10 protein-coding genes are annotated in these 12,840 nt (G+C 56.6%); all 10 read left to right on the top strand.

From position 1 onward, the window contains the following. Positions 1–77 precede the first annotated feature (77 nt). Positions 78–545, top strand: a complete 468-nt coding sequence (locus QEN58_RS07875; RefSeq protein WP_280106556.1) for a MerR family transcriptional regulator — start codon at positions 78–80, stop codon at positions 543–545. Between the two features lie 87 nt (positions 546–632). Further along, a complete protein-coding gene (locus QEN58_RS07870) occupies positions 633–1,802 on the top strand; it encodes an isovaleryl-CoA dehydrogenase (RefSeq protein ID WP_280106555.1) in 1,170 nt (389 codons plus the stop codon). Between the two features lie 11 nt (positions 1,803–1,813). After that, positions 1,814–3,421, top strand: coding sequence for a carboxyl transferase domain-containing protein (locus QEN58_RS07865; RefSeq protein ID WP_280106554.1), 1,608 nt, complete (start codon positions 1,814–1,816; stop codon positions 3,419–3,421). 13 nt (positions 3,422–3,434) lie between these two features. Next, complete coding sequence (locus QEN58_RS07860; protein WP_280106553.1) at positions 3,435–4,259, top strand: enoyl-CoA hydratase/isomerase family protein; 825 nt, start codon at positions 3,435–3,437, stop codon at positions 4,257–4,259. Further along, entirely contained in the window at positions 4,256–6,310 is a 2,055-nt protein-coding gene (locus QEN58_RS07855) for an acetyl/propionyl/methylcrotonyl-CoA carboxylase subunit alpha (RefSeq protein ID WP_280106552.1), read from the top strand. Before QEN58_RS07860 ends, QEN58_RS07855 begins: the two co-directional genes overlap by 4 nt. Positions 6,311–6,319: 9 nt before the next feature. Continuing rightward, positions 6,320–7,225, top strand: coding sequence for a hydroxymethylglutaryl-CoA lyase (locus QEN58_RS07850; RefSeq protein WP_280106551.1), 906 nt, complete (start codon positions 6,320–6,322; stop codon positions 7,223–7,225). A gap of 85 nt (positions 7,226–7,310) precedes the next feature. Further along, positions 7,311–9,014: an AMP-binding protein gene (locus tag QEN58_RS07845; protein WP_280106550.1), complete on the top strand. Its 1,704-nt coding sequence runs from the start codon at positions 7,311–7,313 to the stop codon at positions 9,012–9,014. Between the two features lie 3 nt (positions 9,015–9,017). Next, positions 9,018–9,842, top strand: coding sequence for a class I SAM-dependent methyltransferase (locus QEN58_RS07840; protein WP_280106549.1), 825 nt, complete (start codon positions 9,018–9,020; stop codon positions 9,840–9,842). Positions 9,843–9,918: 76 nt separating this feature from the next. Further along, positions 9,919–10,482, top strand: coding sequence for a hypothetical protein (locus QEN58_RS07835; protein ID WP_280106548.1), 564 nt, complete (start codon positions 9,919–9,921; stop codon positions 10,480–10,482). Positions 10,483–10,693: 211 nt separating this feature from the next. Further along, positions 10,694–12,838 (top strand): type VI secretion system Vgr family protein, encoded by a 2,145-nt coding sequence (locus QEN58_RS07830; protein WP_280106547.1) that lies wholly within the window; start codon positions 10,694–10,696, stop codon positions 12,836–12,838. Positions 12,839–12,840: the final 2 nt, after the last annotated feature.

The raw sequence follows: 12,840 nt of genomic DNA, 5'->3' as shown, positions 1-12,840 counted from the left end.
AACTTGTTTTAGCCTCGATGGCAGTGTTCCATGGGCGTCATATATTGGGAACAACGACTTTGTGAGAGAACGTCACTATGAGCAAAACTTACTCGATCAGTGAACTGGCCAGCGAGTTTGATTTAACCACCCGCAGCATCCGCTTTTATGAAGATCAGGAGTTGCTTCATCCCACCCGTCGCGGTCAAACCCGGGTATATAGCAGCAAAGATCGTGTGCGGCTCAAGTTAACCATTCGCGGCAAGCGGCTGGGGTTTTCGCTGGCTGAAATTCGCGAGCTATTCGAGCTCTGGGACGAAACCCGCAGTGGCAGTAAAAAGCAGCTGCATCTAATGCTTAGCAAAATAGGCGAGCGCCGTGCAGCGCTAGATCAACAAATGAAAGACATCACCATGGTTCAGCTTGAGCTTGAGAGCGCTGAAATCCGCTGCCGCCAGGCGCTCGAAGAACTACTCGAAAAAGAGCCCCAAGAGAAACAGGACGAAGAGGAGCATGCAGGTTCGTCCGATAAAGCCTCTGCCGCCTCCTCCGCCACCATGCATTGACTCGTCGTGCGATATAGCGCCAGCGCGACTCGCCGCCACAAATAGCTAACACAAGCTAATACAAAAATCTGCAACAGGTGATTGACCATGTTTTCACACTACTCAGAACTTAATTTTGGCCTCGATGACGAGCTCAACATGCTGCGTGAGCAGGTCAACGCCTTTGCGGCCAGCGAGATTGCCCCACGCGCTGCCGAAATCGACCGCAACAACGAGTTCCCTAACGATTTGTGGAAGAAGTTTGGCGATATGGGGCTGCTGGGCATTACCGTTTCTGAAGAGGATGGCGGCAGCGGTATGGGCTACCTCGCTCACTGTATCGCCATGGAAGAGATCTCTCGGGCCAGCGCATCGGTAGCGCTCTCTTACGGCGCCCACTCCAATCTGTGTGTTAACCAGATCAAGATCAACGCCACTTCTGAACAGAAAGCCAAGTATTTGCCTAAGCTGATCAGCGGCGACCACGTGGGCGCTTTAGCGATGTCGGAACCCGGCGCAGGCTCTGATGTGGTCTCAATGCAGCTGCGCGCCAAGCAAAATGGCGACCACTACATCCTTAACGGCAATAAAATGTGGATCACCAACGGTCCCGATGCTGACGTGCTGGTGGTCTACGCCAAGACCGACCCCGAAGCAGGTTCAAAAGGCATTACCGCCTTTATTATCGAAAAGGGTATGCCCGGTTTCTCCACCGCCCAGAAGCTCGACAAGCTGGGCATGCGCGGTTCCAACACCTGTGAATTGGTATTTCAGGACTGCGCGGTTCCCGCTGACAACATTCTCGGTGGGGAAGGCAAAGGCGTACGTGTCCTCATGAGCGGGCTGGACTACGAGCGTACCGTACTGGCCGCTGGCCCGATCGGCATTATGCAGGCCGCTATGGATGTGGTGATGCCCTATATCCATGAGCGCAAGCAGTTCAATCAGTCGATTGGTGAATTCCAACTGGTGCAAGGCAAAGTGGCGGATATGTACACCACCCTGAATGCCTGCCGCGCTTATTTATACGCCGTCGCCGGTGCCTGCGACCGGGGCCAGACCTCGCGCAAAGATGCTGCTGGCGTCATTCTCTACTGTGCCGAAAAGGCCACGCAGGTGGCGCTGGACTCCATTCAACTGCTCGGCGGCAATGGCTACATCAACGAATATCCCACAGGGCGCCTGCTGCGCGATGCCAAGCTGTATGAGATCGGCGCGGGTACCAGCGAGATTCGGCGAATGCTAATTGGCCGCGAACTGTTTACTGAAACCAAATAAAAGGCCGCGCCATGAGCACTGTGAATAGCCAGGTCAATCCGCGCAGCGAGGTGTTTCAAGCCAATGAAGCCTCTATGCTGGGTGAAGTGAACAAACTGCGTGAGCTAACCGCCGCCGTCGCCCAAGGTGGAGGCAGCAAAGCCCGCGAGCGCCACGAAAGCCGGGGCAAGCTGTTTGTCCGCGACCGCATCGATCACTTGATCGATGAAGGTTCGCCGTTTTTAGAGTTCTCCGCCCTGGCGGCGCACAACATATACGATAGCGAGATCCCCGCTGCTGGTGTGGTCACCGGTATCGGTCGGGTTTCCGGAGTGGAGTGCGTGATCGTCGCTAACGACGCCACGGTAAAAGGTGGCACCTACTTCCCGCTCACTGTGAAAAAACATATTCGCGCCCAGGAGATCGCCCGTAAGCATCGCCTGCCGTGCATTTATTTGGTCGATTCCGGCGGTGCTTTCCTGCCCCGCCAGGATGAAGTATTCCCCGACCGCGATCACTTCGGGCGCATCTTCTATAACCAGGCGACCATGTCTGCCGAAGGCATTCCGCAAATTGCCGTGGTGATGGGTTCCTGCACCGCAGGCGGCGCATACGTGCCTGCCATGGCGGATGAGTCGATCATCGTTAAAGAGCAGGGCACGATTTTCCTGGGTGGCCCGCCCTTGGTAAAAGCCGCCACCGGTGAAAGCATTAGCGCAGAAGATTTAGGCGGTGCAGATGTTCACGCCAAAGTCAGCGGCGTGGCCGACCACTACGCGGAAAACGACGCCCACGCGCTGCAGCTTGCCCGCGCCTGTGTGTCGCGGCTGAACTGGCAAAAACGTGGCAAGCTCGCCATGCAGGCGCCCAAGCCACCCAAACTCGACCCTGCGGAGCTGTATGGGATTGTCGGCACCGACCTGAAAAAGCCCTACGACGTGCGCGAAGTCATTGGCCGCATCGTCGACGACTCCGATTTCGACGAGTTCAAGCGCTACTACGGTGAAACCCTGGTCACTGGCTTTGCGCATATCCATGGCTACCCGGTGGGGATCGTGGCCAACAACGGCGTGCTGTTTTCCGAAAGTGCCGTGAAAGGAGCACACTTTATCGAGCTCTGCGCCCAACGCAAGATTCCATTGATTTTTCTCCAGAACATCACCGGCTTTATGGTCGGCTCCAAGTACGAGCACGAAGGCATCGCCAAACACGGCGCCAAGCTGGTCACCGCCGTGGCCTGCGCCAAGGTGCCCAAATACACCGTGCTGATTGGCGGCAGCTTCGGCGCCGGAAACTACGGTATGTGTGGCCGCGCCTACGACCCCAACCTGCTGTTTATGTGGCCCAATGCGCGTATTTCCGTCATGGGCGGCGAACAGGCGGCGGGTGTTCTGGCCCAGGTTAAGCGCGAGCAGCACGAACGCGAAGGCCGCGAGTGGAGCAAAGAGGAAGAAGAGGCCTTCAAGCAGCCCACCCGCGAGCAGTACGAGCATCAAGGCCACCCCTATTACGCCAGCGCTCGCTTGTGGGACGACGGCGTGATCGATCCGCTGCAAACCCGTGATGTGTTGGGGCTTTCATTAGCTGCCGCAATGAATGCAGAAATTGAAGAGACGCGCTTCGGCGTGTTCCGGATGTAAAGGGGCAATCACCATGGCTTACTCAACGCTGATGATAGAAGAGGGTGTCGCGCGCCTGACCTTAAACCGTCCCGAGGTGCATAACGCTTTTGACGACAGCCTGATCGCTGAACTGAACGCACACCTAGAGCAGCTTCACACCCTTGCTGAGGCGGGTGATGTGCGCGTCGTGGTGCTGGGTTCCGAAGGCAAGAGTTTCTCTGCGGGTGCCGATCTGAACTGGATGAAGCGCATGGTCGATTACGACCTGGAAGATAACCTCGCCGATTCCCGTAAGCTTGCCTCGCTGATGCATGGCCTGGATACGCTGCCCTGCCCCACGGTTTGCCGTGTTCAAGGCGCCGCCTTTGGGGGCGCAGTGGGCTTGGCCGCTTGCTGCGATGTGGTGATCGCCTCGGGCAAAGCCAAATTCTGCCTTTCGGAAGTCAAAATCGGCTTATCGCCCGCGGTCATCAGCCCCTACGTGCAGCGGGCCCTGGGCGAGCGCCAGATGCGCCGCTATGCGTTAACCGCCGAAGTAATGGACGCCGAAATAGCGCTCGCGCTGGGTTTAGTCCATTTGGTGGTGGAGCACGATAAGCTAGACGACGAAGTGGACGCCATGCTGGCCACTCTGTTAGCCGGCTCACCCCAAGCCCAGCGCGCCACCAAGGCGCTAATGGCCAAGGTTGCTCAAGCGCCTGACAGTGACGCCACCCGCGAACATACCTGTCAGGTGATCGCCAAGCTGCGAGTAAGCCAAGAAGGGCAAGAGGGTTTATCCAGTTTCTTTGAAAAGCGCCGCCCCGCCTGGGCCGATTCTAATAACACACCCCACGCTTCGGAGCGTCGCTCATGAAAAAACACGAAAAAGCCGCTCGCACGACGCCTTTTGACACTCTGCTGGTCGCCAACCGCGGTGAAATTGCCTGCCGGGTGATGCGTACGGCCCGCCGTATGGGCCTGAAAACCGTCGCGGTTTATTCTGATGCCGATGCCAGCGCACGCCACGTACGTGAAGCCGACGAGGCCGTGCGCCTAGGCCCTGCCGCCGCGCGGGAAAGCTATCTGAATATCGATGCGGTGATCGAAGCCGCCAAGCGTACGGGCACTGGCGCTATTCACCCCGGCTACGGCTTTCTTTCCGAAAACGGCACCTTCGTCAGAGCCCTTGAAGAAGCGGGCATTACCTTTGTCGGCCCGCCTGCCTCGGCGATTGCCGCCATGGGTGACAAATCCGCCGCCAAAGCGCGCATGGCCAATGCGGGCGTGCCGCTGGTGCCGGGCTATCACGGCGATGATCAGGACGACGTCCTGCTGCGCAGTGAAGCCGACAAAATTGGCTACCCGGTGATGCTCAAAGCCAGCGCGGGTGGCGGCGGCAAAGGCATGCGCGTTGTTGAATCAGGCGATGGTTTTCAGGCCGCGCTAGACGGCTGCCGCCGTGAATCAAAAGCCGCCTTCGGCGACGACCGCATGCTGATCGAGAAGTATCTGGTGCAGCCGCGCCATGTGGAAGTCCAGGTATTTTGCGACCGCCACGGCAACGGCGTTTATCTGTTCGAGCGTGATTGCAGCGTTCAGCGCCGCCATCAAAAAGTAATCGAAGAAGCCCCCGCCCCCGGCATGACGTCGGAGCTGCGCAGCGCCATGGGTGATGCCGCCATACGCGCCGCCCAGGAGATTGGCTACGTGGGCGCAGGCACCGTCGAGTTTCTGCTAGACCTTGATGGCTCGTTCTACTTCATGGAGATGAATACCCGTCTTCAGGTCGAGCACCCGGTCACCGAGATGATCACCGGCCAGGATCTGGTCGAGTGGCAGCTACGCGTGGCCATGGGCGAGCCGCTCCCTTGCACCCAAGACGATCTGACGATTACCGGGCATAGCTTTGAAGCGCGTATTTACGCCGAAGACCCGGATCAGGATTTTCTACCCGCCACCGGCCTGCTCACCCGCTTCGCACTCGACTTAGAAGGCGCTGGCCTAAGCGGCGATCAAGTTCGCCTTGATAGCGGTGTAGAGAGCGGCGATACGGTGTCAATGCACTACGACCCCATGCTCGCCAAGCTGATCGTTCACGGTGCCGACCGCGATGCGGCGCTGGCTACGCTTAACCGTGCCTTGGCGGCGCTGGATGTACAGGGCGTGGTGACTAACCGCGCCTTCCTAATGCGCCTGGCAACGCATCCCGGCTTTAAGAACGTGGAGCTGGATACCCGCTTTATCGAGCGCAACGAAGCGACGCTGTTTGCTCCACGTACTCACAGCATGGAGGCCTACGCCAGCGCCGCGCTGATTGGCCTGCATCAACTTGCCCAGGAGTGCGAAAGCGACTCGCCCTGGGATCGACACGACGGCTTCCGCCTCAACGCGCCGCACACCATTCGTATTGCGCTCTGCGACCCGGCAAGTGCGCAAGCGCCCGATAGCGATGAAGCGGTAGTGATCGTTGAAGGTAAACGCAGCGCGGGTGAATCGCTGTGGAACCTCACCATTGGCGATGAAACGCTAACTGCCAGTCTGCAGCCGCTTACTGGCGATGCAGTCGCCGTTACCTTGAATGGTCACCGTCGCCGCCTGCAGGCACGCCGCGATGGCCATGTAGTGGTCATGGCCGACCCAAGCGGCGAAACCCGTTTATTCTGGCGGCGCATTGATGCCATCGACCACGGCCACCACGAAGCGGAGTCGACCCTCACTGCCCCCATGAACGGCACAGTGGTTGCCCTGCTAGTGGAGCCTGGCGCTGTCGTCGAAAAAGGCATGCCGCTGATGGTGATGGAAGCCATGAAAATGGAGCACACCATGAACGCCCCCGCCGATGGCAGCGTGGAGACGTTTCACTTCCAGGCCGGCGACACCGTGAGCCAAGGTGCCATATTGCTCGACTTTTCGGCCAACGAATAGGAGTCTCCGATGCCATTACCTATTTCCGTTAAGCTGTTTGAAATGGCTCCCCGTGACGGCCTGCAGAATGAGCCGGGGGACATCGTGCCCACCGGGACTAAAATTGCTCTGATCGAGCGGCTTGCTAAAGCGGGTATCACGCATATTGAATCCGCCAGCTTTGTGTCACCTAAATGGGTGCCGCAAATGGGCGATGCCATTGAGGTGATGGGTGGCATTAAACGCCAGCCTGGCGTGGTCTATTCGGCACTAACGCCCAATCTAAAGGGGCTTGAAAACGCCCTAACCGTGGGTGTTGAAGAGGTTGCGGTATTTGGTGCCGCTTCTGAAGCCTTCTCGCAAAAAAACATCAACTGTTCGATTGCCGAGTCACTGGCACGCTTCGAGCCGGTGCTAAAGCGCGCGGGGGATGCTGGCGTGCGCGTGCGCGGCTACGTTTCGTGCGTATTGGGCTGCCCCTATGAAGGCGAAATCGCTCCCGCCAAAGTGGCTGAAGTGGCCAAGGCGCTTTATGAAATGGGCTGCTACGAAGTCTCTCTGGGCGACACCATTGGCGTGGGTACGCCGCTGGCGGCTAAGCGCATGATTGAGACGACGCGCCAACAGGTGCCCATTGAGTTTCTGGCCGTCCACTTCCACGACACCTACGGCATGGCGCTAGCCAATCTTTATGCCGTCCTAGAAGAAGGCGTTAGCGTTATCGACGCCGCTACCGCGGGGCTTGGCGGCTGCCCCTATGCCAAAGGTGCCTCCGGCAATGTAGCCACCGAAGACGTGCTCTACCTGCTGGAAGGGCTAGAGATTGAAACGGGCATCGACCTGCAGGCGGTGATAGATACCGGCTACTGGATCACCCACGAGCTAGGCCGCAAGCCCGGCTCCAAGGTGGCCCTGGCAAAAGGCTCTAGACGTTAAATAAAACGTGAATAATAAAAATTAAAAGCAGCGAGTTATCCCCTGCCTTCCCGTTCGGACAAGAAAAATATCGGAGAGATACACCATGGCATCACCTGCTCTTACCCAACCCAGCTACTCCAGCAGCATGGCGAAAAAGCCGCTTCTGGGCATGACGATCGGCGATAAATTTGACCAAATCGCGACGCAATACGCTGATAACGATGCGCTGATTGTATTGCACCAAAACATTCACTGGAGCTATCGCCAGCTCCAGGAAGAGGTCAATCGCTGTGCCCGTGCGCTGCTCTCCATCGGCGTCAATAAAGGCGATCGAGTGGCCATTTGGGCTCCCAACTGCAGCGAATGGACGTTAACGCAGTTTGCTACCGCCAAAATTGGCGCCATTCTGGTCAACATTAATCCCTCTTACCGTACCCATGAACTTGAGTACGCGCTCAACCAATCCGGCGCGCGTTTTCTGGTCACCGCCAATAGCTTCAAAAGCTCCGACTACAGCGCCATGCTGTATGAACTGGCACCCGAATTAAACGCCAGTAACGAAGGTGAGCTGAACTCGCAAAAGCTCCCCGACCTTGAGTGCATTATTAATTTAAGCAGCGAAAAGCTGAGCGGCATGTGGCGCTGGTCTGACCTGATGCAAGAAGCCAGCAAGGTTAGCCAAACCGACGTTGAGGACTTGCAAGCAACGCTGCAGTTTGATGACGCGATCAATATTCAGTACACCTCTGGCACCACGGGCTTCCCTAAAGGCGCGACGCTTTCCCACCATAACATTCTCAACAACGGCTTCTTCGTGGCGGAAAGCATGGGCTTTACCAGCGAAGACCGTTTGGTGATTCCAGTACCGCTTTACCACTGTTTTGGTATGGTCATGGGCAACCTGGGCTGTATGACCCACGGCGCCACCATGATTTACCCGGATGAGGGCTTCGATCCCGGCAAAGTACTTAAAGCGGTGCACGAGCAGAAAGCCACCGCGCTTTACGGCGTGCCCACCATGTTTATCGCCGAGCTTGATCATCCTGATTTCCCCGGCACCGATCTCTCCTCCCTACGCACCGGCATTATGGCGGGCTCTATCTGCCCTGCGGAAATCATGAAACAGGTCATCAGCAAGATGAACATGAAGGGCGTGCAGATCGCCTACGGCATGACGGAAACCAGCCCGGTCTCTACCCAGACGGGCGCCGACGACAGCATTGAGAAGCGTGTTTCCACCGTAGGTCGCACTCAACCGCATCTGGAAAATAAAATCGTCGACCCCGGTAACGGCGGCATTATCCCCCGCGGTGAAATTGGCGAGCTGTGTACCCGTGGCTATAGCGTAATGCTGAAGTACTGGAACAACGATAAAGCCACCGCTGAAGCCATTGATGAAGCGGGCTGGATGCACACCGGCGACCTAGCCACCATGGATGAAGAGGGCTACATCCAGATCGTGGGGCGCATTAAAGACATGGTCATTCGCGGCGGCGAAAACGTTTATCCCAAGGAAATTGAAGAGTTCCTTTATGCCCACCCGTCGATTTCAGAAGTACAGGTCACCGGCGTACCGGATAAGAAGTACGGTGAAGAGCTGATTGCCTGGGTAAAACTCAATAGCACTGCGGACGAAGTCACTGGTGAAGAGCTACGCGAGTACTGCAAAGGCAAAATTACCCACTTCAAAATTCCGCGCTACTTCAAGTTCGTTGACGAATTCCCGATGACCGTCACCGGCAAAATTCAAAAATTCAAAATGCGCGAAATTTCCATTCAGGAGCTAGGTTTGGATCAAGAGTCATAAGCAATGGCTCCCTTTAACCCTTTAATTGACCACTATCAGCGTGCCCTGCGCGCTGATGAGGTACTGGCGCAGATAGATGCCCACTACCCTGCTGGCCCCACGCTGCATCAACTGGCCCCCTTGGATCAGTTGCATATCGGTGGCGTAGCGGCCTCCATTCGGCTGCTTGAACGGCTCAAGCCTGACACCCACCGCAAGGTACTGGATATTGGCGCTGGGCTAGGTGGGCTGATGCGCCAGGGGGCCTCACTTGGCTTTAGGATGACCGGGTTGGACATTACCCACGGTTTCTGTGCGCTAAATAAATCGCTGAGCTCGCGGGTAAACCAGCCTGACTCGATACCTCTAACCTGGGTAACCGGTAACGCGAGCGCGCTGCCCTTTGCCGATAACAGCTTTGATGCTGTGCTGTTTCAACACAGCCTGATGAATATGCCAGATGCCGCCAAAGTCATCGCTGAAAGCCACCGCGTGCTGTGTCCTGGCGGGCAAGTAGTCATGCATGAAGTGGTCAGCGGCCCTAACGTGGCGCAACTTCTCTATCCAGTACCATGGGCAGCCTCTTCCGAGCATTCCCATCTAATGCCCCTTGCCGAGCTGACTGGATTGCTGGAAACAGCCGGTTTTCGACTTGAACACACGGAAGACTGGAGCAAAATAGCCTTGGAGTGGCGCCAGCGACAACGACAAAAAGAGCAGACGACCCGTCAAGCGGTGCTATCTCCCCAGTGGGTATTTGGCGAGCGCTTTATCACAATGGGTATAAATTTAGTCGATAACTTAGCCGAGGGCGCAATTAAAGTGGTGGAAATCCAAGCCAGTTGCTAGTCTGAATGGGATAGCTTTTTTTCTCCCTATCCATGTTCGCCCTATCAATGGGTAGACAACAATAGGTGTACGCAAAATGCCAATCAAACGCTTGGCAAGCACCCTGCTCTGCTGCTCTGTTCCTTGGTTTAGCAGCTACGCCGACGATACCCCGCCGGTAATGGCCTATACCGCACCCAATAGCGAACTCATGCAGCTTGATAACGGCGTTATCTTGGAAGGCAGCGACCTGCAAAGCCTTGATAACTATACCAGCGGCTTTCGAGTCACCGCTGGCTTCAGCCCCTGGCGACTCCCCCAGCTTGATATCGGCGCTGAAATTGCCTACCGGGAAAGCGAAGAAATCCTCACTTCCTCCAGTGTCAATCCGTTGATTATGGATACGCTGAGTTTGGGCGGTGCCGTTGTTGCCGGTGTTCGCATGGGCGCCTTCAGCGTTTATGCGAAGTCCGGCATCACGGAATGGCGTGGTGAAAGCGAACTGGAAGGTGTCGATGAAAGCGGTACAGCGATGCTACAGGGCTTCGGGGCGACCTTAACGATCAACAGGCTTATTAGCCGACTGGAGTACGAGCGCATCGACGCTCCAACGCTCAGCCATCTCAATATGCTAAGCGCCTCTCTGCATCTGCCGTTTTAATTTTCTCTTTTAACTCTCTTCTACACCTAGTTAGGCTATAGTTCTCTTCTCAACTACTCATGCTTGTAAGCCATCTCTTAAAATTTTGTAAGATATGTCTTACAAACGTGTACGAGATCACGGTGACTTCTCCTACCTAGGTTGTGCTCTCCCTCTGTGTCGCTATTCTGATCGTTTCTTATTAGTAGATGACGATCCATGGAGCGCGGCGATGGCAGACAATACTGGGGCAAATGGCTCCGGCCTGCAGTTTACTGTAACGCTATCCGGCATTGACGATATCGCAGTATTAGATTTCACCCACCGTGAAGCGCTCTCCCAGCCCTTTGAGCTGGCGCTTAACCTGGCTAGCCGGAATGGCAGCCTGGATGCCACCGAGCTGCTAGACCGCGACGCCGCCCTGACCATTTGGCAAGATGGCCAACCGCTGCGTCGGATACATGGCATTGTGAGTGAATTTGGCCGGGGAGATCGCGGTCACCGCCGCACTTTCTACTCCCTGGTATTGCGCCCTGCCCTGTGGCGGCTTTCGCTGCGCCAAAACTCGCGTATCTTCCAGAAAGTCGACCCGCTCACCATCATTAATACCCTATGCGACGAGCGGGGCATTACCGATGTGAGTTTTGCGGTTAAGCGTGATTTAGCCGAGCGCGAGTACTGTGTGCAGTACCGCGAGAGCGATCTCGCCTTTATCGAACGCCTGGCCGCAGAAGAGGGCCTGTTCTATTTCCATGAATTTGACGAGAACAGCCACCGGTTGGTCTTCGCCGATGACCCGCAGGTACTTACCAATGTCGGAGAACGGCACTACAACAGTCGCGCTGGTGGCACAGCTCCTACCCGCCACGTACGCAAGCTTAGCCACAAAGCGCGAGTGGCTGCCGCTTCTGCCACACTCAAAGATTACAGCTTTAAAAACCCCGCTTACGCACAGCTACACGAACACCTGGGCCGTGAAGTAGCAGCCCATGGCCAAAATACCGACTACGAACATTACGACTACCCCGGCCGTTATAAGCAGGATGCTTCCGGCGAGCCTTTTACCCGTATTCGTTTAGAGCATCTGCGCCGCGAGGTTATTACCGGCCAAGCGGAAAGCGACCTACCCGAACTCACCCCTGGCCTGCGCTTTACCCTGACCGATCACGATACCGATAGCCTCAACCGGGACTGGCAGGCCATTAGCGTCATCCACCACGGCGAGCAGCCCCAGGCGCTGGAAGAGGATGGAATGACGCAGGTCGATGCCAACGGCATGACCCGCTACTATAACCAGCTCACGCTGATTCCCGGCGACACCCCCTGGCGGGCGACGCCCAACCCTAAGCCTAGAGTAGACGGCCCCCAAGTGGCCTTTGTGGTGGGCCCCGAAGGCGAAGAGATTCACTGCGACGAAAACGGCCGAGTCAAAGTACAGTTTCCCTGGGACCGCTACGCCGAACCCAACGACACGGCCAGTTGCTGGGTACGGGTCGCTCAAGGTTGGGCAGGCGGCGGTTACGGCAGTATCGCCATTCCCCGTATTGGCCATGAAGTGATTATTTCATTTTTAGAAGGCGACCCGGATCAACCGCTAATCACCGGGCGCACCTATCACGCCGTTAATACCGCGCCCTACCCGCTGCCGGAGCACAAAACCAGCACGGTGATCCGCACCCAAAGCCACAAGGCCGAAGGCTTCAACGAGCTACGCTTTGAGGATGAAGCGGGCGAAGAGCAGATTTGGCTCCATGCCCAGAAAGACCTGGAGCTGTTAACCCTTAACGACCGCACCGAAGAGATCCAGCGCGACAGCCACCTCAAGGTACACAACGACCGCATCACCGAGATCGACAACGACGATCATCACACGGTGCATAACAACCGCCATACCCAGGTAGATGGCGACGACCACCTGATCATCGACGGTAGCCGTCATGAGAAAGTCGGCCAGGCGCAATTGCTGGAAGCCGGGCAAGAAGTACATCAAAAATCAGGCGGCAAAACGGTCATCGATGCGGGGGCAGAAATCACCCTCAAAGCCGGCGGAAGCTTCGTTAAGCTCGACCCCAGCGGCATTACGATCGTCGGCGCTCAGGTGAAGATCAACTCTGGCGGTAGCCCTGGTGTGGGAAGTGGGCAAGCCGTACTCGAACCATTAAAGCCTCGAGGTGGCGAAAGTGGTTTGGGTAATTACAACCAATCATTCGTTGCTATGTGGAGCGGCACTCAAATACCCGCTGCCAATATGCGTTACCGCATTACCGATGCACAAGGTGGTGTCGTTAAGGAGGGCCGCACGAACGAACTGGGAGAAACGGGGCTGACCGAAAGCGACGTCCCTGGCCGCTTGCATATCGACATTTTAGGAGACTAAAC

The sequence above is a fragment of the Halomonas alkaliantarctica genome, assembly GCF_029854215.1.
In the GTDB taxonomy this organism is placed as follows: domain Bacteria; phylum Pseudomonadota; class Gammaproteobacteria; order Pseudomonadales; family Halomonadaceae; genus Vreelandella; species Vreelandella alkaliantarctica_A.
Note: the sequence above shows the minus strand (reverse complement) of the source record. Positions and strands in the feature narration are given on the sequence as shown.

Coding starts and splice junctions, on each gene's coding strand:
- QEN58_RS07845 (WP_280106550.1), top strand. CDS start 7,311: ATGGCATCACCTGCTCTTACCCAACCCAGCTACTCCAGCAGCATGGCG.
- QEN58_RS07830 (WP_280106547.1), top strand. CDS start 10,694: ATGGCAGACAATACTGGGGCAAATGGCTCCGGCCTGCAGTTTACTGTA.
- QEN58_RS07855 (WP_280106552.1), top strand. CDS start 4,256: ATGAAAAAACACGAAAAAGCCGCTCGCACGACGCCTTTTGACACTCTG.
- QEN58_RS07875 (WP_280106556.1), top strand. CDS start 78: ATGAGCAAAACTTACTCGATCAGTGAACTGGCCAGCGAGTTTGATTTA.
- QEN58_RS07840 (WP_280106549.1), top strand. CDS start 9,018: ATGGCTCCCTTTAACCCTTTAATTGACCACTATCAGCGTGCCCTGCGC.
- QEN58_RS07865 (WP_280106554.1), top strand. CDS start 1,814: ATGAGCACTGTGAATAGCCAGGTCAATCCGCGCAGCGAGGTGTTTCAA.
- QEN58_RS07860 (WP_280106553.1), top strand. CDS start 3,435: ATGGCTTACTCAACGCTGATGATAGAAGAGGGTGTCGCGCGCCTGACC.
- QEN58_RS07850 (WP_280106551.1), top strand. CDS start 6,320: ATGCCATTACCTATTTCCGTTAAGCTGTTTGAAATGGCTCCCCGTGAC.
- QEN58_RS07870 (WP_280106555.1), top strand. CDS start 633: ATGTTTTCACACTACTCAGAACTTAATTTTGGCCTCGATGACGAGCTC.
- QEN58_RS07835 (WP_280106548.1), top strand. CDS start 9,919: ATGCCAATCAAACGCTTGGCAAGCACCCTGCTCTGCTGCTCTGTTCCT.